We start from the raw sequence: 25,143 nt of genomic DNA on the forward strand, positions 1-25,143 counted from the left end.
TAAACAATATATAGATTGGATGGAATTAATCTAATAAATAGATAAACGGGGTGAAAATGTTGGAACTACGCCAATTGAGGTACTTTGTTGAGGTCGCAGAACGTGAACATATTTCAGAAGCAGCCGAACATCTCCATGTAGCACAGTCAGCAGTCAGTCGACAAATCGCAAACCTAGAGGAAGAGCTTGGTACTCCACTTTTTGAGAGGATTGGACGTAATGTAAAATTAACACCTATAGGTAAGTTGTTTTTGGAACATTGTGTTACCGCACTGAAGGCAATTGATTTTGCAGCCAAACAAGTGGAAGAATATTTAGATCCTGCAAGAGGGACAATTAAAGTTGGTTTCCCTACAAGCTTAGCAAGTTACGTACTCCCAACCGTTATTTCAACCTTTAAAAAAGAATATCCAGACGTTTCATTTCATTTACGCCAAGGATCTTATCGATATTTAATTGATGCCGTAAAAAATCGCGATTTAAATTTAGCATTTTTAGGGCCTGTCCCGAATAAGGACGAGAGCATTAATACCATGATTCTCTTTAGCGAAAAGATTCATGCATTACTTCCTGCATCTCATCCGTTAACTGAAAAAGAAGTATTAAATTTAGCTGATTTACGGAAGGAAAATTTCGTGTTATTCCCTGAAGGTTATATTTTAAATAAAGTAGCAGTGGATGCATGTAAATCTGCAGGTTTTGTTCCGAACGTTACATCAGAAGGGGAAGATATGGATGCATTAAAAGGGCTAGTTGCAGCCGGAATTGGGATTACATTACTTCCGGAAAGTTCTTTATCTGATATTACACCACGTCTAACAGTGAAAATGAAAATTGAAAATCCGTCTATCACGCGTACAGTCGGAGTGATTTATCCAACAAATCGAGAATTAGGACCATCTGAAAAAGTATTCTTAGATTTCGTCAGCACCTTCTTCTCTCGGATCAATCAATTTAATGGCTACTCGGTTTAAACCGGGTAGTTTTTTATTTGGGGTTAATTCAGAATATAACACCCATTAAAAAGAGGGCTGTACAGATAGATTTTCTGTACAGCCCTCTACAGTATTGCTGAAAAGTATTGCTCCTGCGGTGATCACATCAAGATGTCATCATCCTCGTCGCAAAGGTGTCGTCTCAAAATGTCTTTTCAGACGCCACCTTTATTCATTTACAGGTACTACTGCGCCGCCCCACTCGTTAAGGATGAAGTTTTGGATTTCGTCAGTGCGTAATACTTCTACAAGACGTTTGATTGCTGCGTTGTCTTTATCTTCAGCACGAACAGCAATTACGTTTACGTATGGAGATTCAGATCCTTCGATAGCGATTGAATCTTCAACTGGGTTAATACCAGCGTCGATAGCGAAGTTAGAGTTAATAACTACTGCATCGCCTTCGCCTTCTTCATAATAAGTTACTAACATTTCTGGAGCAGAGTTAGCATCGATTTCTAAGTTTTTAGGATTTTCAACGATATCATCTACAGTTGCAGCTGTTTTATCGATACCGTCTTTTAATTTAATTAATCCTTGAGTTTCTAAAAGTGATAAAATACGACCTTGGTCAGAAACAGAGTTAGAAATAATGATTGTTGCGCCATCTGGAAGTTCATCTAAAGATTTATATTTTTGAGAATAGATACCGATTGGTTCAATATGAATTCCACCAGCATTTACAAAGTCATAACCTTTTTGTGCAATTTCAGTTTCTAAGTAAGGAATGTGTTGGAAATAGTTTGCATCTAATTCACCAGAATCTAAATCTTGGTTTGGCATTACATAGTCTTGGTATGGTTCGATTTCTAATTCGATACCTTCTTCAGCTAAAATTGGTTTAGCTTGTTCTAGAATAATATCATGTAAACCGTTAGAAGCCCCTACTTTTAACGTAACTTTTTCTGAATTTGTAGTTGTTTCTTCTGTACCTTCATCTGTTGCTTTACTTTCTGTAGCTTTTTCGTCTTCTTTAGAGCCACAAGCTGCTAACGCTAATACGAATACTGCTAAGAATAAGAACGATAATAACTTCTTCATCTTGTATTTCTCCTTTTTATTTTTCTTTATGTCAACGGATTCACCGTGAGCACCTAATTAACGCTTATCAGTTATTGAAGTAATCAAATCTCCAATAAACTGAATTACAAATACAATAATAAGAATGACAATTGTAGCCATAAGAGTTACATCATCACGGCTACGTTGGAAACCGTCGATAAACGCTAAGTTCCCTAATCCCCCAGCGCCGATAATACCTGCCATCGCTGTATAACCTACTAATGTAACAGCTGTAACAGTAATACCAGATAATAGTGCAGGCATTGATTCTGGGATAAGTACTTTCCATATGATAGTTGAAGTTTTTGCTCCCATTGATCGAGCAGCTTCAATTACACCTTTATCAATTTCACGTAAAGCAATTAAAACCATTCGTGCATAGAATGGCGCAGCACCGATAATTAATGCTGGTAATGCCGCATTTACTCCACGAATTGTCCCTAATAAAAATTTTGTGAACGGGATTAATAAAATAATCAACACAATAAATGGAATTGAACGGAAAATATTTACTAAAGAACCCGTAATAAAGTTCGCTATTTTATTCGCCCAAATTTGGTGAGGACTCGTTAAAAATAAAAGAATCCCAATAGCTAAACCCAAAACAAACGTAGCTCCTGTAGAGATGACTGTCATGTACAATGTGTCATATGTAGCTTCCCACAATTTGTCCCATCGTACATTCGGAAAGAATCCACTAAGCATGATCAATCACCTCCGTTTGTACTTCTTGCTGATCTAATAGCTCTAATGCTTGTTTCACTTTGGTAGAGTCTCCATCGATTTGAACTATTAATGTTCCATATGGGCCACCTGTCGTTTGTGAAATGTTTCCGTGAACAATATTTACTTCTACGCCAAACTCTTTAATGAGCTGTGAAATAATCGGCTGTTCAGTTTTATTTCCGATAAACGTTAATTTTACAATCTTACCTGTAGGATAGTTTGCTAAAATTTGTTCAATTGATTCTTTCGATTCCTTTGTTCCAGAAACTTGCATTACGAAGTTCTTCGTTATTTCTGCTTGTGGGTTTTGGAACACTCGTAGAACGTCTCCTTGTTCAACTACTTGTCCAGCTTCCATTACCGCAACACGGTTACAAATTTTCCGAATTACGTGCATTTCGTGGGTAATGAGAACAATGGTTAAACCTAAACGTTTATTAATATCAAGCAATAGTTCTAAAATGGAATCAGTCGTTTCAGGATCTAGTGCACTTGTTGCTTCGTCACAAAGTAATACTTCAGGATTGTTCGCTAATGCGCGGGCAATGCCTACACGTTGCTTTTGACCACCAGATAACTGAGAAGGATACGCATTTTCTCTTCCTGAAAGACCAACTAGATCAATCAGTTCCTTCACACGTTTACTTCGCTCAGTTTTTGATACACCTGCAATTTCTAGCGGGAATGCGATATTCTCCGCGACTGTACGAGACCAAAGTAAGTTAAAATGTTGGAATATCATACTAATTTTTTGGCGAGCATTTCGCAGTTCGTTTCCTGATATAGAGGAAATTTGCTTACCATTGACTGTAACTGTTCCGTTCGATGGTTTCTCAAGGCCATTAAGTAAGCGAATCATTGTACTTTTTCCAGCGCCACTATATCCGATAATTCCGAAAATTTCACCTTTATTAATTGATAAATTTACATTTTTGACAGCAGTGATCTCACCATTTTTTGATTTGTATATTTTCGAGATGTCTTTTAATTCGATCATAAAAATTCTCCTTTATTTCGCTGCCATAGACAATATGTAATTAGGTAATTATTACTAATAAAACCCCATCTACAAGATAAGTAGAAGGGGTTTCGCAATTTATTTAATATTTATACGAACCGTTCTCTCATCTTCCAAAGTATCCACTTCGCGTGACTTGGCACCTTTTCACTTTTGTGATGGTTGCCGGGCTTCATAGGGCACTTCCCTCCGCCGCTCTTTATAAGAGGTACGATATTCAATTAATGTAATACTTCTTGAGTAACTTTATCATGATAGATTTATAAAGTCAACTAGATTTTCAACTTTTCATATAGAAATGGTACGGATTGGAAAGCGTAAATTTTTTCAACAAGTTTTCCATCGCGGTGTATAAGCAAACAAGGGACACTTTCTATTTTATAATCCATTGCAAGTTGCTCCATAAAGTTAATGTTCGCTTTACCAATTGGGGTGTTAGGCAATACTTCTTCAACAACCGATAACATCTTTGAAGCGACTGCACATGTCCCACACATAGGAGTGTACAAATAAAAGGCTACAATTTCGTTTTCAGTTAGTTTTTGTTCCCATTGTTGTATCGTCCATTCATCCATAAAATCAACTCAATTTCTAAATAATTTGTGACAAAATAAAATTGCGACTTTTGCTCATAGTATGGGAAAAGTCGCAAATTAATATTTCCTTTATTTTTAAGAAGATAGATATTGTTTATGAACAGAAAAACTCGCCTCATTTAACAACTGTGCCAATACTTTTTTCGGAGCATTCGCAACCTCGATATATGTTCTTGGAATGAAAAGATGAACAGCTTCAGAATAAATTCTTTTTGTAAGCTTTCTCAACTTTTCTCCTGATTTATCTGCATCAAACAAAGTATAAAATCTACATTCTTCAAAAGGTTCAAGTAAATCTAATAGCGCATCTTCACTAATTGTCCCATTCGTACATATAATTTGTACGTGTTCTGCAAAAATTGGCTCAATGTTTAATTTATCCGATCTACCCTCAACAATTATACACTTTTCAACAATCATTTGCTCACCCCACGATTTGTAAGTAAACTTGCTAAAAATGTGTGAAAAATATGCAAAGCATATCCAAAAAAGAAGGTGGTTATATTAGTATATTTTGTTGTAAAAAAAAACGCCAGTGCTAATCTGGCGTTTTTAATATATTATATTCTTATTCAGCTTCAATTAATTCCTCATATTGCTCAGCTGTTAGTAAACTTTCTACTTCAGAGATATCTGTTGGTTCAACAACAATCATCCAAGCTTTTTCATATGGAGATTCATTTACAAATTCTGGGCTATCTTCTAGGTCAGCGTTAACTTCTACTACTTTACCAGAGATTGGCGCATATAGTTCAGAAACTGTTTTTACAGATTCTACACTACCGAATGGTTCGTTTGTTTGGATTTCGTCACCAACTTGTGGTAACTCAACGAATACGATGTCACCTAATTCAGATTGTGCGAAATGTGTAATTCCAACGCGTACTTTTCCATCTTCTACTTTTACCCACTCATGTTCTTCTGAGTAACGTAATTCTTTTGGTGTGCTCACAAAAACCCCTCCAAAACATATGTAATATGATTATAAGTTTGACATATTTCTACAGTAAAAACAAGTTAATAACTATTTTTATTTCCACGTATTTGTGAAATCTTCTTCTTTAAAGCCAAGTGTTATTTTTTCCCCATCTGTAACGATTGGGCGTTTAATTAACATACCATCAGAAGCCAAAAGTTCTAACTGTTCATCCTCTGTCATCGTACTTAATTTGTCCTTTAACCCTAATGTTTTATACTTCATACCAGAAGTATTGAAAAATTTCTTTAATGGAAGACCACTTAATTCCCAAAACGATTTTAACTGTTCTTTTGTAGGTGTTTGTTCCACAATATGAATGTTTTCGTATTCAATTTGATGTTCATCTAACCATTTTGCTGCCTTTTTACAAGTTGTACAACGAGGGTACTGGAATAATTGAATTGTCATGAAGAGTGCTCCTTAAAAGTTAATATTTAAACTTATTTTAACAAATATTTCACTCTTCTGATAATAAAAAGAAGGAGGCATTTTTATTAAACACCTCCTCCCCTATTATTTAAACAACATATTTTTCAGCTTCAATTAGCTTTTGTGCAGCCTCACGTTTTTTCAAGATTAAATTATAAGGGTTATGACGTGTTAGTTTGCGAAGTGCTGATAGTGTCATTCTACCTGCATCGCCTTCAACAGAAGCAATAATTGTTTCTTTTGCTTCTTTTTCAATTTCTGCAAAGGCTTCTTGACAGAAAATCTCTGTGTATAGAATTTTTTGTTTCGATTTTTCTACACCGTCACGTTCAATCGCTTTTACTGTACGAAGCACTGCCGATTCCATTGCGTATAATTGGTTTGCGATATTCGCAATGTTTACAAGTACTTCTTGCTCTGCTTCTAATTTTGTACCAAATCTTTGTGCTGCAACACCAGCTGCTAAAATGCCGATTTTCTTCGCATTTTTCACTAGATATTTCTCTTGTGCTAATGGCTCATCGCCAATTTCTTCTGGCATAAGCATTAACAATTCTTCTTGTAGTTTTTGTGCAGCTTGAAGAAGTGGTAATTCACCTTTTAATGCTTTTTTCATAAATGTACCTGGTACGATTAAACGGTTAATCTCGTTTGTACCTTCAAAAATACGATTAATACGAGAGTCACGGTAAATTCTTTCTACTTCATATTCCGCCATAAAGCCATAGCCACCATGTAACTGTACAGCTTCATCTGCAATATAATCTAATGTTTCAGAACCGAACACTTTAGCAATCGAACATTCAATTGCATATTCAGCAATCGCTGCGGCAACTGCTCTTCCGTCCTTTTGCTCCTCGTCTGTTAATTGACTTAAACGATCCTCAAAGTATCCTACAGTACGATAGTTTAACGATTCAGAAGCATATAGGTAAGATGCCATCGTTGCAAGTTTTTCTTTTGTTAAATTAAAGCTCGATAATGGCGTTTTGAATTGTTGACGTTGATTTGTATAAGCAGCAGCTAGCTCAAATGCACGCTTACTAGCACCAACTGTTCCAACCCCTAATTTATAACGACCAATGTTTAAAATGTTGAAGGCGATGACATGACCACGACCAACTTCACCTAATAAGTTTTCTACTGGAACTTCTGCATCTTGTAAAATTAATGTACGTGTTGAAGAAGATTTAATCCCCATTTTCTTCTCTTCTGCTCCAACTGAAACACCAGGGAATTTACGTTCAACGATAAATGCAGAGAATTTGTCACCATCAATTTTTGCATAAACAACAAACACATCTGCAAATCCAGCATTTGTAATCCATTGTTTTTCACCATTTAAAATATAATGCGTACCTGCTTCGTTTAATCTCGCAACCGTTTTTGCACCTAATGCATCTGAACCTGAACCTGGCTCTGTTAATGCATAGGCTGCTAATAACTCACCTGAAGCAAGTTTTGGTAAGTATTTTGATTTTTGTTCATGGTTACCGAATAATACGATTGGTAAAGAACCGATCCCAACATGCGCACCATGAGTAATCGAGAAGCCACCAGCTGGAGACATTTTTTCACCGATTAATGCTGATGAAACTTTATCTAAACCTAGACCTTCATATTCTTCAGGAATATCTGCCGCAAGAAGCCCCAGTTCACCAGCCTTTTTTAATAGGCGTACGGAATGTTCAAATTCATGATTTTCCAGGTTCTCAACTACCGGTTTTACTTCAGTTTCTACATAGTCTACAGTCGTTTGAGCAATCATTTTGTGCTCATCTGTAAAATCTTCTGGTGTAAATACGCGATTTACGTCCACATCTTCAATTAAGAAACTTCCACCTTTAATAATGTTCGTTGTTTGAACCATATTAATTCCTCCCAATTATTTATCATCGTATATGCAATTCCGCCAATTTCTCGGGGATATCCGCCAAACTACAATTTATAGCAGTTCAAATACGCCAGCTGCACCCATACCGCCACCGATACACATTGTGACAACTCCATATTTTTTACCTTGGCGTTTTAATTCGTGAATTAGTTTTAACGTAAGCATCGTACCTGTTGCTCCAAGTGGGTGACCAAAGGCAATGGCACCACCATTTACATTGACTTTATCCATATCAAGTCCTAAATGACGAACAACTTGTAACGATTGAGATGCGAAGGCTTCATTTAGCTCCCACAAGTCAATGTCGTCTTGAGATAAACCAGCTATTTTTAAAGCTTTTGGAATGGCTTCAACTGGTCCAATTCCCATTACTTCAGGTGGAACTCCTCCAACTGCAAAGCCTAAAAATTTAGCCATAGGTGTTAACCCTTGTGCTTCAGCTTCCTCACGATCCATCACTAACACAGCTGCTGCACCATCTGAAGTTTGTGATGAGTTGCCTGCTGTAACAGAACCCTTGATGTTAAAGGCTGGTCGAAGTTTTGCTAACACTTCCATTGATGTTTGAGGACGAATCCCTTCATCTGTATCAAAAATAAACGTCTTCTTTTGTAATTTGTTATTTTCATCTACATAATAGTTCACAACTTCAACCGGAACGATTTCATCTTTGAACTTGCCTTCTTGAATCGCTTTGGCAGCTAATTGATGAGAACGAACCGCAAAGGCATCTTGATCTTCCCTTGACACTTCATAACGTCTCGCTACCTCTTCCGCTGTATGCCCCATACTCATGTAATATTGAGGTGCTTCCTCTGCAAGTTTCGGATTTAATCGAACCGTATTACCCGGCATCGGAACTAAACTCATCGATTCAACGCCACCAGCAATAATCGCTTTGGAATGCCCTAGCATGATACGTTCTGCTGCATAGGCAATAGATTGCAAACCTGAAGAACAATATCGATTAATTGTAATCGCTGGCGTAGAATCAGGTAAACCTGCTAATGCACCAATATTACGTGCAACGTTTAAACCCTGTTCAGCTTCCGGTAATGCACATCCTATAATTAAATCATCAATAGGTCCTTCATAACCCGCTCTATTTAATGTTTCCTTTACTACAAGTCCACCTAGATCGTCTGGACGTACTGTTGCAAGAGAACCTTTTACTGCCTTTCCAATTGGTGTTCTTGCACCTGCCACAATTACGGCTTCACGCATATATCGTATCCCCCTTCTAAAAAGCTAGATCGTGATTAATTTCGTAATGGTTTGCCTTTAATCAACATGTGTTGCATTCTAGCTTGAGATTTCGGATCTGCAACAAGCTGAATAAATGCTTCTCGTTCAAGATTTAATAAATAATCTTCTGTCACTTCTGTTCCATAAGGTACTAAACCACCTGCAATAACGTAGGCAAGCTTTTTGGCAATCTTCAAATCGTGGTCACTAATGTAGCCTGATTGGTACATGCCTTGTGCACCTAATAGTAATGTTGCATATCCTGGTGCACCTACCACTTTAATTTTCTTTGGAACTGGTGGTTTATAACCCGCTTCATAAAGTGCTATTGCAGCTTGTTTTGCATCATAAATTAAATGGTCTGGATTTACAGATATACCATCTGCAAAGTTCAAGAAGTTATTTTCTCTAGCCTCAGCAGCTGAAGTAGATACTTTCGCCATAGCAATTGTCTCGAACACTTTATTCGCGATTGCTTGATAATCCACATCCACACCATTTGGTAAGCCTTTAATGAATTTTTCATAAAGGGCAAGATTACCGCCACCGCCTGGAATTAGTCCAACCCCTACTTCCACTAATCCCATGTAAGTTTCACTAGACGCTTGGATATGAGCAGCTGGTAAACAAACTTCTGCTCCTCCTCCTAGCGCCATGCCAAACGGAGCTGCCACTACAGGTTTTTTACTATATTTAATACGACGCATTGCTTTTTGGAAGGCACGAATCGTGAAATCTAACTCGAAAATGTTATCGTCCTGAGCTTCCATCAAAATCATTCCAAGGTTTGCCCCTACACAGAAGTTTTTACCTTGGTTACCGATGACAAGCCCCTTATAATTCGCTTCCACTTCATCAATAGCAAAGTTAATCATTTGGATAATGTCCAAACCAATTGCATTTGATTTTGAATGGAACTCTAACAACGCAATTCCGTCACCTAAATCTATTAAACTAGCTCCAGAGTTCGACTTAATGACCCCATGCTTTTTCTTATAACGTTTTAAGTGGATTTCCTTTTCGTTAACTGGAACTTTTGAGTAGTCTGATCCATCAAAGTATGCAACTTCTCCATCTACTTCTTTATAGAAAGATTCATAGCCTTTTTCTAATAAAGATTTAACGAAAGCAGGAATTTCTCTTCCTTCAGCTTCCATTTTTTCTACTGATTGTTTAACACCGATTGCATCCCACATTTCAAATGGTCCTTGTGTCCAGCCAAAGCCCCATTTCATTGCATTATCGATTTCTACAATGTTATCAGCAATGATGCCAGTTAGTTCAGCAGAGTAAATAAGTGTTGGTGCAAAGATATTCCACAATAGCTCACCAGTACGGTCTTTCGCATAAACTAATGTTTTTACTTTATTTGAAAGTCCTTTCGTTTGTTTTGCCATTTCAATAGAAGGTGTTTGTAGCTTTTTAACTGGTACATATTCCATTGTGGCTGGATCGATTTCGAAAATGTCTTTTCCTTTTTTCACAAAGAACCCTTGCCCAGATTTAGCACCGAGACTACCTGCATCTACTAACTTTTTCATTAATTCAGGTACTTCGAATACTTTTTGCTCTTCACCAGTTGTTTGATCATATACAGTTTTTGCAACATGTAAGAATGTGTCTAATCCAACAACATCCAACGTTCTGAAAGTGGCTGATTTAGGTCGACCAATTAATAGACCCGTTACAGAATCCACTTCACCAACCGAATATCCTCTTTCTAACATTTCACGTAGCGTAATCAGTAATCCATAAGTTCCGATTCGATTTGCTACAAAGTTCGGTGTATCTTTTCCGATTACTACACCTTTACCTAGCACATCTTCTGCGAAAGTTTTCATATAAGATAAAACTTCATTCGATGTATGCTCAGTCGGAATAATTTCAAGCAATTTTAAATATCTTGGAGGATTGAAGAAGTGTGTTCCTAAGAAATGCTTTTGGAAATCCTCAGAACGACCTTCAATCATCGCATTTACGCTAATTCCAGAAGTATTCGATGTAACGATAGTGCCTGGTGTACGAACACTATCAATTCGTTCAAATAACTTTTGTTTTATTTCTAAATTTTCAACGACAACTTCAATGATCCAATCAACATCTTTTAATTTTTCGAAATCATCTTCTAAGTTACCGACTGTTAATAATGATAAGTTTTCCTTTGACGTAAGAGGAGCAGGCTTTTGTTTTAATAATTTTTGAACTGCACCTTGCACAAAACGATTTCGTACAGATGGATGTTCTAAAGTTAATCCTTTAGCTTCCTCTTCTTTTGTTAATTGATTTGGTACTATGTCTAAAAGTAATGTAGGAATTCCGATATTCACCAAGTGTGCTGCAATACCTGACCCCATAACCCCTGAGCCAAGTACGGCTGCTTTTTGAATTTTATAAGTCATAAGCATCCCCCTTTAACCATCCTCTTGAATGAATACTCATTCATTTTAAAAGTAAAAAAAATAAATATCCCTTAAATAAACTTAGTTAAACTACATTTCTGTTCTTAGTGTAGTTGATTTTGTCATTTTTAGCAATCTTTTTTATCCCAATTTTCAAAAAAATTAGTAGGTTTATATAATTAGTTTATGAGTGACCATTCATTTAAGTCAAAATACTTTGATATCTCTATTCTAATGTGTACACTAATCTGTAAGGAGAGTGAACAAAATGAAAGCTATTACTACACAAGAACAATTTAATGAAGTAATCGGATCCGAACAAGCAGTTATCGTAAAATTCTATGCAGGTTGGTGCCCAGATTGTACTCGCATGAACATGTTCATCGATCCAATTATTCAAGAGTATAGTCAATACGAATGGTACGAAATTAATCGTGATGATTTCCCAGAGATTGCTGAAAAATATCAAGTAATGGGTATCCCAAGCTTATTAATTTTCAAAAACGGAGAAAAATTAGCTCATCTACACAGCGCTAACGCAAAATCTCCAGAACAAGTAACTGAATTTTTAAATGCCCAAGCTTAAAAGCTGTAGCTATAAGCAAAGCCTGATGTGTGCTTTGCTTATAGCTTTTTTATTGGATTTGTTTTGGATTGGGTCGGTGATAAATGCTAGTTCTGACGATTTTTTGCTTGTTTGGCTTTTATCCGGTTTATGAATACTATTTCTTATGATTATCCTGCTCGGCTTGTCTTTCATCTGGCTTATGAATACCATTTCTAACGATTTTCATGCTCATTTTTGCTTTCATCCAGCTTATGAGAACCATTTCTAACGGTTTTCTCTCCCTTTTTTGCTTTCATCCGGCTTATGAAGACCATTTCTAACGATTCTCATGCTCTTTTTTGCTTTCATCCAACTTATGAATACCATTTCTAACGGTTTTCTCTCCCTTTTTTGCTTTCATCGTGCTTATGAATACCATTTCTAACGGTTTTCTCTCCCTTTTTTGCTTTCATCAGGCTTATGAATACCATTTCTTACGATTTTCCATCGCATTTTTGCTTTCATCGAGCTTATGAACACCATTCCAAGCGATTTTCCTGCTCGTTTTGTCCTTCATCAGGCTTATGAATACCATTTCTAGCGATTTCCCACCGCATTTTTGCTTTCATCCATCTTATGAAGACCATTTCTTACGATTTTCCGCCTCGGTTTGTCGTTCATTTGGCTCATGAAGACCATATTTAACGTTTTCCATCGCTTTTTAAGTTTTCATCACAAAAAAACCAGCCAAATTCACTTGGCTGGGCTATCTCATTTTTCAATATTTAATATTCTATAAAGCTCATCCAATTTCTTAATTTCATAAGTTGGGATTACCTTTGAATTATTTTGCTTACCTCTTATATTAATCCAGCAAGTATCAATTCCTGCATTATAGCCACCTGTCACATCGGCGGTTAAAGAATCCCCTACAATTAATGTACTTTCGCGATTAAACGGCTCGATTTTAGAAAATACATAATCAAAAAACTCTTTTGTCGGCTTTTGGTGACCCACTTCTTCCGAAATAAACACATCTTTAAAATAACGTTCTAAGCCAGAATCTTTTAAACGCTTATATTGTGTTTTAGATTCCCCGTTCGTTACTACGTATAAATCAAACTGCTCATAAATATCTTGCATCAATTCTACAGCACCTTCAATTAAATGATGCCCTTCTGATAGAAATGTACGATATCTTCCTTCTAATGCAGCACCATCGACATGTAGACCATAATGTTCAAATAAAAGCGTAAAGCGTGAATTGACAACTTCTTCCCGCTCCATTTTTCCCAATTCAAACTCTTGCCATAAACGATCATTTAGTTTTTTATAGTAAGCTTTAATTTCTGGGGTAAGTTCGATTTGTTGTTCTGCAAAAAGCTTATGTAATGCAGCGTTTTCTGTTGCTCCAAAATCAAGCAACGTATCATCCAAGTCAAATAATAAAGTTTTATACTTCTTCAAAATCATTCCTCCATACAGGGATATTCCACAAAAATTATACCATTCATTTGGAAAGTTTGATGCAAATACCCTATTATAGAAGCAAGAAGGGCAGATGTGGAAAAATGAAAGTACAACTTAATGTAAAAGGGACGTCACAATATAACGAAATTGTTAACTCAAAATATCAAAACTCCGCGTGTGGACCAACAACCGTTTACGTTATATTAAATTATTTACTTGGAAAATCGAATTATGACATAAACTCGCTTTATAAGATTCTCGGGAGCACTCCCATTGGCCTCTTTAAATGGTGCATCATTAAAAATCTCCAAAAGCTACTTGGTCCCGACTGGAATGTAGAAAATTGCACCATCTATGAAGCCTTGAAAGAAATTGATGCAGGAAGACCTGTTGCGATGAAATTTGACCAATATTTTACGTTTCAATGGAATAAAAAACACACTTTTAAATATCATTGGGTACCTTTAATTGGCTATGAAATAAAAGACAATGCACTTTATTTAATTGTCCATGATAATGGCTGGAAAAATCGAGATAGCCTTATTCGTGTTGTAAAATATGCTGATAATTACAAAGTATTAAGTTTCGTAAAAATAGAGCCGAAGTGAATAAACTCACCTCGGCTCTTAAAATTATACTAATGAATATAAAGACCGCGCATGTTTCGCAATCAATTTGAATCCTTTGTTTTCAAGGTTTTCAAAGATATCGTTTGCATAGTATTTTAATTGTAATTCATCTAAACTTGCCTGAATTGGCATTTCTCTATGAATCGTTGCTAATTGCAGTGACAATTTCAACATCTCAACGTTTTCACTAATTTTTGAACGCTGACCAGGTTTCAATTCTTGTAAGTTACTTAAAACCCCATCAATCGAACCGTATTTTTGAATTAATTGCAATGCCGTTTTTGGACCAATTCCTTTTACTCCAGGATAGCCATCACTAGAATCACCCATAAACGCTTTTACATCCGCAAATTTATTCGGTTCAATTGCGTATTCTTCTTTGAAACGTTCAATTGTATAAAGTTCGTACTCAGTATATCCTTTTTTCGTAAAAGCAATTTTCGTAGAAGGATTCAGTAATTGGAGTAAATCTTTATCTCCACTGATAATGGTAATTTCCGCATCGTCTTTCCACTTTTCTACCATTGACCCAATTGTATCGTCAGCTTCCATTCCAACTTCCCCAAAGTTTTTCCAGCCAATCATTTCTGATACTTCCTTTGCCATATCAAACTGTGGCAGCATTTCCTCTGGTGGCGCTGGTCTGTTTGCTTTATATCCATCAAATAATTCGTTTCTAAATGTTTGTGCTCCCATATCCCAACAAACTGCTAAATGTGTTGGTTTCATTAAGGACTGGGCTGTTAGTACGTGGCGAGCAAACCCTTGCACTCCATTCGTTGGTGTTCCATCTGCCATTCTTATATATTGCCCCATTGCACTAGAAGCAAAAAAAGAACGGAATAGGAGCGCCATGCCATCGACTACTAAAAGATGTGGTTTATTCGTCATCATAACAATCCTCTCTAAATTCAGGTCCTATTATTATAGCAAATTACACGTACCTATGAAGCTACCAAATTTATCATCTATTATTCATTGCGCTTCATATCGCGGATCGCTTGTATAGATAAACGGACAAGTAAAATCGCACATAAGAACAATCCTAAATAAGCAGCCGTATTTAAGTAAATCGCATAGGCCGTATTGATAAATTGAGAAATCGCCAGTAATGCAACGGATATCACCCCAAAAGTAATCCCGACCATTAATAAAACAAACTTCGAAAATAGTTGAGTTATAAATTTTGAGTTATTTTTATCTGAGAAAATATCATGATGTAAAATCACTTTTCCATCTTCTACCCGTTTAAATAACTGGTCTACTCGTCTAGGAATCTTTCTTAAGTTCGGTAATATCAGTGCAAGTTCTTCCTCAAGTCGATCCTTTGTCGCAATTGGTTCTTTAAACGGCTTCTTAAATGCTTGTTTTAAATATTGATTGGAGAATTTTTTCGCTTCTTCAAAAATATTAAAGGTTGGCTCAATAATACGGAGAGTACCATCCAACGTCACGACAACACGTAACGCAACACTAACGGATGGGTAAAATTGAAGACCATAATCCCGAATCACAGTAAAAATTGAATAAACTAATTCATCCGTTTGTATTCGATCAACATAAGAGATTTTTAAAATGATTTGGCTAATCGCTTGCTCTAGTTCATGGCGATCGACATCGTTTTTATTTTTTACCAATAAGGAAATGCCATCAAATAAAATTGATGCATCCCGTTGCTGAATACCAATAAAGAATAATTTTAACCCTTCCTGCTGAGTAGAGGGTAGTCGGCAAACAGCACCAAAATCAAGAAGCGTAATGATTTTTGTTTCTTCATCATAATAAATATTTCCCGGGTGTGGATCTGCATGAAAAATACCTGAAACTAAGGCTTGTTCTAAATATGAAAACAATAGTGTTTCTGCTACTTCATTACAATTTGCATTATAAAATTGATAACGATTTGCCACACTTTGACCTTGTGCAAGTCCCATCACTAAAATATTTTCGTTACTGTACTTTTCGTATACTTTAGGAATATTTACTTTTAAATTACTGTTTTCCATAACGTTTTTTATTTGAATCATATTGCGTGCTTCAATATTAAAGTCAATTTCCTCTCTCAACGATGCTGCAAAGCCTTCAGCAATATCTCGGAAACCTAAATTTTCTGCCCACTGAGATTTAGAAGAAACCCAATTCGCAAATTCTATTAAAATACTTAAATCTTCCCGCATAATTTCTTTAACATCTGGACGTAAAAGCTTTACGACAACTTTTTCGTTTGTACTTTTTAATATTGCCCGATGTACTTGCCCAATGGAAGCTGCTGCAATTGGCTTCATACTAAAATCAGAAAAAACATCATGGATTTCACCAGGTAAGTTTTGTTTCAAAATATCCTTCACCTGTTGTTCTGAAAGTTGTGTAACATTTTGTTGAAGCTTTTCTAATTCTTCTATAAAAATAGGAGAAAACAGCTCTTTTCGAGTAGACAACACTTGGCCAAACTTAATGAAGATTCCACCGCATTGCTCGAGTGTATCTCGAAAGGCAACGGCCAATTCTCGGTCTGAATCACGATTTCTCGCATATTTCATAGTACGAGTAATGCCATTAGTCACGGCAATTTTTAATACTGTTCTTAATCTTTTTTGATGTCTCCAATAGCCAATTAAACGCTTAATGAAAGACTTCTTCCCTACTACTCGTCCATTATTTTCATCAAGGGCAATTGGGTCAAATAACTCAAAAAATAAATAGATAAGCATGGAAATTAAAAGCATACTTCCAACCCAAAGTAAGGTTGCCACATTCACGACGTTATTCATCGTAGAGAAAGAAAAAGTATAATCTGTTCCTCTTAAATACGTATACCAAAAGATGAAAGTTGTGAAGGAGACACTAATAATGACAGATAAAATTCTTTTAAAAATATTTACATTCGACCCGATTAACCGTCCACTAATAAAAAAGATTAATACGGATACAAAAAATATTTGAACGATTGGTAGAATAATATTCAATCTCCTCACTCACTTTCTTGTTAGATAATTGTACAATTCACCACAACATTTACATTCCCTCTAATTGCTTTACTAATCATACAAGTTTGTTCTGCTTTAATTGCTAAACGATTTGCAAGTCGAATATGTTTCTCACTTTTTTCCTTTAATGCAATTTCAACATGATGAATGATTTCTTTATAAGTGAGATTCGAGTTTTCCACTTCTACAATTCCTTCAGATTTCAATGTAAGATAAGCGGGCACTTTTGAAAGATCCAACATTGTTGCTAAAGAAATGAGATAACACGTAGCTGCTGCACTTAATAACAATTCATCTGGATTTGTACCAATGCCTGGGCCATTCATTTCTTTTGGAATGGATACTTCCGTTTTCAAATTACCGCATGAAATATATCCAACTTCATTTCGTCCTCCATCCCAAGTAGTTTCATATTTAAAACTGTGCTGACCATTCTTTAACATGATCTCATTCCTTTCCTACCCGTATATAGAAATGAGGACTCTATATAGTAAGAGCCCTCATTCTAAAGTACCATTGAAGTTGTTTTTACATCATCACTTCTGGATGCTGAATATATAATGATTTCTTTTGTATTATTTGAAAAAACTAATCCGTGCAGTTGGCCTTTTTCATAAATCGCGCCGCCTCCATCAATGCCGATCTTTTTCTTGTCTGGAGAGACCCATACGTCGCTAGATTGATCTGTATTTAATAGTGGGGTTGGTGTGTGGCCAAATACAACGATTTCTTTTGCTAAATGGGGGTTCGAGAAAAATTCTTCACGAATCCAAAAATAGTCATCAAACTTTGTTTCTCTAAAGTTTTCTACGTTTGCATCAATTCCAGCATGAACAAATAAATACGGTTCCCACAAGTAAAAACTTCTTAACTTCTTAATAAATCTAATAATATCACTATTATTTTTACGAATGCTTTCAGTTAATTCTTTTACAGAAAAGTTATCCGATGCTATATTCAAGTCTGGAACATCAAAAAAACTTTGAACCGTCGCAATACCCCCAACTTTTTGATTAAAGTAAAACTGGGATACCTCTTCCGGTTTATCTAACCAGTTAAGGAAAATCTGTTCATGGTTCCCACATAACGTAACGATATCGTACTGATCGGATAGTTCAATAACTTTTTTTAAAACCTTTAAACTATCAGGCCCACGATCAATATAATCTCCTAAAAATACGAGCTGTTCCTCTTCGGGATTCCAATACGTTAAAAGTTTCTCTAACAAATCGAAACTACCATGTATATCTCCAATTACAAATACTTTCTCCATCCACACACACCCCATTAACAATGCACTTTTGAAAAAGCAACCTTGAAATATGTATTCTTTATATTATTTTACCCTTCTTTTACAAATGCTCAACTATTTATACTAAACTATACCATATTTATTAAAGGTTGTTTATTTTATCCAAATAAATGTTGGGATTGTTACATTTGTATTTCCCCAAATATATTTTCTTCAAACAAGGGGCTGTCTGAAAGTCATTTGAGACAGCCCCTTTGCGACTGACGCTACCGCTTTCGTCACAGATAAATTGCGACTGACGCTACCGCTTTCGTCACAGATAAATTGCGACGAGGATGGTGCCTACCACCGCAGGAGCAATTTATCTGCGACGAGGATGGTGCCTACCACCGCAGGAGCAATTTATCTGCGACGAGGATAGTGGAAATTTATTTCGACTACCGCAGGAGCAATTTATCTGCGACGAGGATGGTGGCTACCACCGCAGGAGCAATAATTCATAAGTGATAATTATCAAGAAAGAAAAGGGGGTGTCCAAAAAATTTTTTACTTTTTGGCCCCCCCTTTCTTAAATCATATTCAGTTGATAAACTTTTTCTTTTGCCTCTTGCTGAATTTCTTCATATTTTTCAACTAATTCTTCATAGTTAATTGGCTTGCTAATTAAATATCCTTGAATAAAATCACAATTTTTTCTTTGTAGGTATTGTAACTGTTCAATAGTTTCAATTCCTTCTGCCACCACACTTAACTTTAAGTGCTGTGCCATTGAAATAATCATATCGACTAACGGTTCTCGATCTTCTATATTAGTGACTTTCTGAACAAAACTTCTGTCTATCTTTAAGCAATCGATTGGAAGGTCCTTTAAATACGACAATGATGAATACCCCGTACCAAAATCGTCAATTGCAATTGTAAGACCAATTTCCTTTAAATCTTTCAGTATTGGCGTAATATAGTTTGTGTTCATCGTCATACTCTCTGTTATTTCAAGTTCCAATGATTGAGGAGAGATATTTGTATCTTTTATAACTTCTTTAATAATATCAACAAAATTATCCTGGAATAGTTGTCCCACAGATAAATTTACCGACACCTTAAAAGGCTTATTCAAAACTTTCTGTAGCTCCATCGTTTGACGACAAGCTGTTTCTAGCACCCATCTTCCAAAGGGAATAATAAGCCCCGACTCTTCCGCTATCGGTATAAAGTCCATTGGAGAAATCCACCCTTTTGTAGGATGATTCCATCTAACGAGCGCTTCCATAGATTTAATTTCCCCAGTTTGTAAGTCTAACTGAGGCTGATATTGTAAAAACAACTCATCATTTTCAAGAGCTTTATATAAATCGTTTTCTAATTCTACACGTTTTGTTCGTAAATTTAACATGGAAGATTGGTAGAATAAAATTCTTTCAGGTACTTTATCAGCTTCATACATTGCAAATTGAGCATATTTGATTAAATTTTCACTTGTAGTCGAGTCTTTAGGATAATGGGCAATACCGATATTTAAATTGCCAGTTAATGAAAAGTGTTGAATATGGAACGGTGCAGCCATTATATTTTGAAGATCTTTACATAGCTTCGTAATTTCTTCGTCTTCTTTATATTCATTTATATAAATTACAAATTGATCAATTCTTAATTTACTAATGAAATACTTTTCTCCAATTACATTACTAATTCTTTCTGCTGCCATTTTTAACATTTGCTCAGAATAAAACGAACCTAAAGATGATTTAATCGCAGTAATCCGGTCAAACTCCATCACAATCAAAGTTTTTTGAGTTAACCCATGAATGGATTTATTTAACTTTTCTATTAAAAAACGTTCATTCGGTAATGTTGTTATTTCATCATAGTAAGCCATTTGATGCATTTCTTTTCTTGATTGTTCGAGATGTTTATTTGCTTCAGACATACTTTTAAATGGATATTCAACTGTTGTAAAATAAACCGCTCTAAAAATTGCAACATATGCGAAGAATTGGAACACATGGCCTGTGAAATTAGAAATATCATAAACATCATTATATGTAATAAAAAATATATCACTAATAATTATGTATATAGATGCTGTGATAAATAGGAGACTTCTTCTTATTGCTCTTTTAACTTGTTTATTTAAATAAAGGATTAAAACAATTTGACCAGCTAGAGCAAGAAATTGAAGTATATTTTTTAATGTTGTAGTACCAACACCTTCTTCTACTAATGTTGGTAAAAGTCGATTCGGTTGATAAATGACAATAATACATGCAAAGGTAAGTAAAATAGAAGTACCAAAGGCAATATTGCGAGCTGTTATTGTGCTTTTTTTATTTTTTGTCACCATAATTGCCAAAATACCAAAAGCTAATAATAATCGAGTAATCATATAAAACCATGTGGCTTGATATGGACTACTCTCCGTAATAAAAAATGGCATCCCTTTATAGGAGATCATATGGCATACTGTTAAAATTGCAATTGATAAAAATAAAGCTCCTAAGTAGATATCTTTATTAAATAAATTAAAACGTGTTGTTAACCATAGTTGAGCAGCAATTGACATTGTACCAATTGCACTTAATAATTCGATAAGTAAATGAACGGAAATATAATTTTCCTCTCCAAATATTCCATACAATTCATCACTAAAAAGGACAACAAGCGCAATTAATAGGATAGAACAAATCAGGTAAAGAGAAATATTTCTTATGTATTTACGATCAAATGTTTTTGTCATTAGGTGTCTCTCCGTATTTAATTAGTATTAATAACCTAACAAGAATCTTACATTTTTTCCTTTTTACATCATACCAATTTCCTAATTGAATTAAAATACTTCTCGATTAACTTTTAAAATAATGTAAAAAATCAATATTTTCTATAAATTAAGTAGGATATTTTGCTTTTTTTCATTTTTTACCATAAAATTTATCACTTTTATTCAAATTCCAAAATATTCTTTAAATTGATGAAAGAAAAAACTAGACATGGTTAAATTTTTCATGTATATTATAGAAAGTAATTATATCGCTTCTATCTAATGAATTCACATGTTACAAAAAGTAATCGTGATCGTTCGGTACTTTTTGTAATGTGTGAATTTTTTTTAGCATTAGAAGTAATTAATTATGGAATAAATTTTTGGAGGTCTATTTAAATGACACAAGGTACAGTAAAATGGTTTAACTCAGAAAAAGGTTTTGGATTTATCGAAGTTGAAGGTGGAAACGACGTATTCGTACACTTCTCTGCTATCCAAGGCGAAGGTTTCAAATCTTTAGAAGAAGGTCAAAAAGTTGAATTCTCAGTAGAAGAAGGAAACCGTGGACCACAAGCTTCTAACGTAGTAAAACTTTAATCCTAAAATAATCAAAGGACAATTTCAAAATTGAAATTGTCCTTTTTTTATTGTTCTTTCTCTTTATCAAACCACAGCTGTTCTTTATCATCCACATCACCATTATAATTAATTAAAATTTCTTCTCCCGCTTTGATATCTTTATAAGCGTAGAAATCAAATGTGTGGTTATCAAAGTTTATTTCATAGGTTGCATTTGGTTCATAGGAATGGTTAAACAACATTCCATAGCCAAGAAGGATGGCAGTATGATTGATACCATATTCAAAAGCATAGTCTGCAAGTAATGTCTTCTCAATATGTTCATGTTGCTCGTTTGGGTAAGCTATTACTGGCGCTTTATGTAGTAACTCTCCCTTTTTAATATCGCATGTTGCAAATACCCCTCTATTGAATTCTCCATCACTAAGGGGTGATGTTTTTACTTCTATCATGTTTTCTCTACCTACTTACTTTTAAAGTTCTTCTAACTATAACATTAATTTAACCATTAAGCTTTATATTAATATAAATCATTTGAACATTGATTCTTTCGCAGCATATAGTGCCTGATTTGCTTCACCAAAGCTTCATTTGGATTGCTTATGAAAGCAGTACAGTAGAAACGCCGAAGCTAGAAGTTACCGAGATAATTTGATCTTCCATTTGAAATCCACACTCCCTTTTCATTATGAAAGCTCTATCTCATCCCCAATTGATTCATAGGCCAATATAATTTTTTCCTTTAAATCATCTAAAAATCGACCTTGTTGATCTAATTTGATTGCTTCCTCACTTGTCCAAGTATATTTGATCACAAAACCTGGACAAATATTTAAACGGTCATAGTTTTTACTTAAGATTTTTTCTTGGATTCGATGATGATCCTCCGCTACAATCAGACCATCCTTTTCAAAGGATTGGAATAATTCGATAAAACCATCCCTTTTACATTGATGCAATTTTGGTGCGTGTTCCTTCCAGTACTGAATGTATTGTTCAAAGGAAAGACTTCCGTCAAACCATAAAAGGTTACTAGAACGATAAGACACATGGAAATTGCTACCGAGGTTAAATCCTTTTTCCTTTAAATTCATTAACTTTTCTAAATCCGTGTTCTCAAAAGTTTTCTTCGCTGCATGCATTGTGTCACCTGCATATAGCCATAAATCGATTTGCCAATCATCCCCCTTACCACTTGAATCAAGTGCAATTTGCTTAATCGTATTCTTCCCACTTTCCGCATAATATTTCCATCCACGGTGATACTTCACATTTGCAGGTTCTCCGCCAATCATTAAATCTTCTAATAATGCCACACATCGTTTGTTTAATAAGAACGGATTTCCTTTACAAACTGCAAACTGTGTATAAGGGTTCAAATAAGCAAATTCGTGATCGACATACTCAATGAAATCTTCTATCAACTGCTTTTCCAAACCTGAAATCATTTCATTAATGACAAGTATATTTAACTTTTCAATAACAGTACGCCATGACAGTGCACAAGGATGTTCAATAATATGAATATCAATTTCTTCCGAAAAAGCAGGATTTAATTGACGCGACCAAATATGTCCACGTAGCGGTTTATTCTCTACAATAAAAACCCAACCTGGATCTGCAAAAATAACTCCATCATAACGGGCACCACGGTCATCATTTTCTACTTTCGTTTCTTGTTCAAATTTATCATCAGAAATAATAATCGATACAACTTTACGACCTTCAATCTCACTTCCCTTAAAGACATCATTCATATGACTAAGCTGCGTACTAACAGATTCAATTTTTAAATCACCTAATCCAATGGAATCAATTTTCTCTTCTTCCTTCAAATCATATTTCATAAATTCCTGACGAACTAATTCAAAAAACATAATTTGTACGGATGGAATGTTCTTTAACAAAATTAAAAAGGTTCTCGTTAATTCATCTTCATGGTGATGGGGCTTATTTTTATAAGAATTAAAGACATTTAAATGATTCATAGTATAATACCTCCTAAAACTTCAAGTATTAATTATCTCAAATAAAATGAAAAGCCGCCATGACATTATGACGACCTCTACTAATTTATTCAACTACCTCTTTTAATTTTGCCTCTTTCATTTTTTCTTGTTCAATTGAAGTTTTAATGTAAGAATGTTTTTCACGAACAATAACTAATGCAATGGAAGCAAGGATTCCAGGAATAGCAAAAACGATAAAATTCATTTCAATGGGTAATGAAATCGACAGTAGGAATCCTCCTAATATCGGTCCCATCATACCGCCCATACGTCCAATTCCCGATGCCATCCCTAATGCTGTTGAACGAATAAAAGGTGGATAATATTGAGAAACATAGGCTTGTACAATATTTTGAGCACCAATCGTTGCAGCACCTGCAATAGCTACTAAAACATAGATATATAATGTATTTCCACCAAGACCAAGTAAAGTTAGAGCAATGGCACCTGATGCATACATCGGTACAAGCATCTTCTTCGATCCATATTTATCACATAGTCGACCGATAATAATTGTACCAACTATAGCTCCACCTTGAAGTGTAACGAGGAAGCCTAAGCTCGAATTTAATCCATAACCAGCTTCAATCATCAGTTTTGGTAACCATGTATTTAATCCATAAACCATTAGTAAGCAAGAGAAAAATGCAACCCAGAACATAATTGTACTAAGTGCTCTCTTTTCTTTAAATAACCCAACAACTGGAACCTTCGATACATCTTCTTGTATCGTTTCAATTTCCTCATTCCCATTAAAGGTAAATTTCGGATTCACTTTTTGTAAATTTTTAAATAACTCTTCTTTTCTACCTTTTCTCGCTAGGAAAACTGCCGATTCAGGTAATTGCTTGTACATTAAAGGTAAGAATAATAGTGGGATACCTGCAAACCAGAAGATTGACTCCCAACCTAAACTAGGCATGATAACGATGCCTAATATTGGTGCTAGCATTCCACCTACAGAATAACCACATAACACAATGGAAACTACCATACTTCTCATTTTTTTCGGCGAATAGTCGGTTAATAATGCAATTACATTTGGCATTATTCCTCCTAAACCAAGTCCGGCAATAAAACGGAAGATTGAAAACATCGTAGCATTTGATGCAAATCCACAAAGTAATGTAAATAAACTAAATAAAATTAAAGAGATAGCGGTTACATTTTTACGTCCTAATCGATCAGCTAAAACGCCAAAAATCATCGCACCGAACATCATCCCAAATAATCCATAACTGCCTATTGCACCAGCTTGTACAGTATCTAAGCCCCATTCTTCCATCAACAGTGGCACAGCTGTACCGTAAACTACTAAATCATACCCATCAAATAGAATAATTAAAAAACACCAAGTTAATAAACCGAAATGAAAACGGTTAAATTTACTATCAGCAATCACTTCTGCTACATTTATTTTTTTCATATTCTGCCCCCTTTGTATCCCCTCGTATTGTCAAAACTTATATATATAAATCGCTAATAATCGTTGGTTTTACAGTCTTTTATGCAAAAAAACTTGCCACCCCCTGAATTTTGATGTTAGTTGAGGTTACCACACCACACAAC

Annotated in this window: 23 protein-coding genes and 1 riboswitch; of the genes, 4 read left to right on the forward strand and 19 right to left on the reverse strand. The window is 35.2% G+C overall.

Annotated elements, in window-relative coordinates; translation table 11 throughout:
* Positions 1–59: 59 nt before the first annotated feature.
* Entirely contained in the window at positions 60–974 is a 915-nt protein-coding gene (gene gltC, locus D8M03_RS08100; RefSeq protein WP_121214287.1) for a glutamate biosynthesis transcriptional regulator GltC, read from the forward strand.
* Positions 975–1,163: 189 nt separating this feature from the next.
* Here the strand turns inward: gltC and D8M03_RS08105 are convergent, their stop codons facing one another.
* From D8M03_RS08105 to D8M03_RS08150, 10 genes are all read right to left on the reverse strand, one after another.
* Complete coding sequence (locus D8M03_RS08105; RefSeq protein WP_121214263.1) at positions 1,164–2,036, reverse strand: MetQ/NlpA family ABC transporter substrate-binding protein; 873 nt, start codon at positions 2,034–2,036, stop codon at positions 1,164–1,166.
* Between the two features lie 57 nt (positions 2,037–2,093).
* Positions 2,094–2,762 carry a methionine ABC transporter permease gene (locus tag D8M03_RS08110; protein ID WP_121214264.1) on the reverse strand — a complete coding sequence of 223 codons (669 nt, stop codon included), beginning with the start codon at positions 2,760–2,762 and terminating at the stop codon, positions 2,094–2,096.
* Positions 2,755–3,780, reverse strand: a complete 1,026-nt coding sequence (locus tag D8M03_RS08115; RefSeq protein WP_121214265.1) for a methionine ABC transporter ATP-binding protein — start codon at positions 3,778–3,780, stop codon at positions 2,755–2,757. Before D8M03_RS08115 ends, D8M03_RS08110 begins: the two co-directional genes overlap by 8 nt.
* Before the next feature lie 124 nt (positions 3,781–3,904).
* Positions 3,905–4,009, reverse strand: a riboswitch (SAM riboswitch).
* Positions 4,010–4,073: 64 nt separating this feature from the next.
* Entirely contained in the window at positions 4,074–4,376 is a 303-nt protein-coding gene (locus D8M03_RS08120) for a thioredoxin family protein (protein ID WP_121214266.1), read from the reverse strand.
* A gap of 96 nt (positions 4,377–4,472) precedes the next feature.
* Positions 4,473–4,817 carry a toprim domain-containing protein gene (locus D8M03_RS08125; RefSeq protein WP_121214267.1) on the reverse strand — a complete coding sequence of 115 codons (345 nt, stop codon included), beginning with the start codon at positions 4,815–4,817 and terminating at the stop codon, positions 4,473–4,475.
* A 148-nt stretch (positions 4,818–4,965) separates the two neighbouring features.
* Entirely contained in the window at positions 4,966–5,349 is a 384-nt protein-coding gene (gcvH, locus tag D8M03_RS08130; protein WP_121214268.1) for a glycine cleavage system protein GcvH, read from the reverse strand.
* A 78-nt stretch (positions 5,350–5,427) separates the two neighbouring features.
* Positions 5,428–5,784, reverse strand: coding sequence for an arsenate reductase family protein (locus tag D8M03_RS08135; RefSeq protein ID WP_121214269.1), 357 nt, complete (start codon positions 5,782–5,784; stop codon positions 5,428–5,430).
* A gap of 109 nt (positions 5,785–5,893) precedes the next feature.
* The gene (locus D8M03_RS08140; protein ID WP_121214270.1) at positions 5,894–7,675 is read right to left on the reverse strand and encodes an acyl-CoA dehydrogenase family protein; all 1,782 of its coding nucleotides are present in this window, start codon (positions 7,673–7,675) and stop codon (positions 5,894–5,896) included.
* Between the two features lie 75 nt (positions 7,676–7,750).
* Entirely contained in the window at positions 7,751–8,923 is a 1,173-nt protein-coding gene (locus D8M03_RS08145; protein ID WP_121214271.1) for an acetyl-CoA C-acetyltransferase, read from the reverse strand.
* Positions 8,924–8,958: 35 nt separating this feature from the next.
* Positions 8,959–11,343: a 3-hydroxyacyl-CoA dehydrogenase/enoyl-CoA hydratase family protein gene (locus D8M03_RS08150; protein ID WP_121214272.1), complete on the reverse strand. Its 2,385-nt coding sequence runs from the start codon at positions 11,341–11,343 to the stop codon at positions 8,959–8,961.
* A 268-nt stretch (positions 11,344–11,611) separates the two neighbouring features.
* On the opposite strand from D8M03_RS08150, the gene D8M03_RS08155 reads away from it, so the two are divergent.
* A complete protein-coding gene (locus D8M03_RS08155) occupies positions 11,612–11,929 on the forward strand; it encodes a thioredoxin family protein (protein ID WP_121214273.1) in 318 nt (105 codons plus the stop codon).
* Positions 11,930–12,661: 732 nt separating this feature from the next.
* On the opposite strand, the gene D8M03_RS08160 is transcribed toward D8M03_RS08155, so the two are convergent.
* On the reverse strand, positions 12,662–13,357 hold the full coding sequence (locus D8M03_RS08160; RefSeq protein ID WP_121214274.1) for a YjjG family noncanonical pyrimidine nucleotidase: 696 nt from the start codon (positions 13,355–13,357) through the stop codon (positions 12,662–12,664).
* 104 nt (positions 13,358–13,461) lie between these two features.
* Here D8M03_RS08160 and D8M03_RS08165 point away from each other — a divergent pair, with 104 nt between their 5' ends.
* Complete coding sequence (locus D8M03_RS08165) at positions 13,462–13,968, forward strand: C39 family peptidase (RefSeq protein ID WP_121214275.1); 507 nt, start codon at positions 13,462–13,464, stop codon at positions 13,966–13,968.
* A gap of 24 nt (positions 13,969–13,992) precedes the next feature.
* Here the strand turns inward: D8M03_RS08165 and D8M03_RS08170 are convergent, their stop codons facing one another.
* The 5 genes from D8M03_RS08170 to D8M03_RS08190 form a co-directional block, all read right to left on the reverse strand.
* Positions 13,993–14,880, reverse strand: a complete 888-nt coding sequence (locus tag D8M03_RS08170; protein ID WP_211330879.1) for a 5'-3' exonuclease — start codon at positions 14,878–14,880, stop codon at positions 13,993–13,995.
* Positions 14,881–14,960: 80 nt separating this feature from the next.
* On the reverse strand, positions 14,961–16,955 hold the full coding sequence (locus D8M03_RS08175; protein ID WP_121214277.1) for an ABC1 kinase family protein: 1,995 nt from the start codon (positions 16,953–16,955) through the stop codon (positions 14,961–14,963).
* A 20-nt stretch (positions 16,956–16,975) separates the two neighbouring features.
* Complete coding sequence (locus D8M03_RS08180; protein WP_121214278.1) at positions 16,976–17,419, reverse strand: SACOL1771 family peroxiredoxin; 444 nt, start codon at positions 17,417–17,419, stop codon at positions 16,976–16,978.
* Between the two features lie 62 nt (positions 17,420–17,481).
* Entirely contained in the window at positions 17,482–18,249 is a 768-nt protein-coding gene (locus D8M03_RS08185) for a metallophosphoesterase family protein (protein ID WP_170148405.1), read from the reverse strand.
* A gap of 547 nt (positions 18,250–18,796) precedes the next feature.
* Positions 18,797–20,962, reverse strand: a complete 2,166-nt coding sequence (locus D8M03_RS08190) for a bifunctional diguanylate cyclase/phosphodiesterase (protein WP_121214280.1) — start codon at positions 20,960–20,962, stop codon at positions 18,797–18,799.
* 420 nt (positions 20,963–21,382) lie between these two features.
* On the opposite strand from D8M03_RS08190, the gene D8M03_RS08195 reads away from it, so the two are divergent.
* Positions 21,383–21,583 (forward strand): cold-shock protein, encoded by a 201-nt coding sequence (locus D8M03_RS08195; RefSeq protein WP_097073876.1) that lies wholly within the window; start codon positions 21,383–21,385, stop codon positions 21,581–21,583.
* A 47-nt stretch (positions 21,584–21,630) separates the two neighbouring features.
* On the opposite strand, the gene D8M03_RS08200 is transcribed toward D8M03_RS08195, so the two are convergent.
* From D8M03_RS08200 to D8M03_RS08210, 3 genes are all read right to left on the reverse strand, one after another.
* Positions 21,631–22,017, reverse strand: a complete 387-nt coding sequence (locus D8M03_RS08200) for an SET domain-containing protein (RefSeq protein ID WP_121214281.1) — start codon at positions 22,015–22,017, stop codon at positions 21,631–21,633.
* A gap of 234 nt (positions 22,018–22,251) precedes the next feature.
* Positions 22,252–23,553, reverse strand: a complete 1,302-nt coding sequence (locus D8M03_RS08205; protein ID WP_121214282.1) for a hypothetical protein — start codon at positions 23,551–23,553, stop codon at positions 22,252–22,254.
* Positions 23,554–23,638: 85 nt separating this feature from the next.
* Entirely contained in the window at positions 23,639–25,000 is a 1,362-nt protein-coding gene (locus tag D8M03_RS08210) for an MFS transporter (RefSeq protein ID WP_121214283.1), read from the reverse strand.
* Positions 25,001–25,143: the final 143 nt, after the last annotated feature.

The organism is Ureibacillus endophyticus, from assembly GCF_003628435.1.
GTDB lineage: Bacteria > Bacillota > Bacilli > Bacillales_A > Planococcaceae > Ureibacillus > Ureibacillus endophyticus.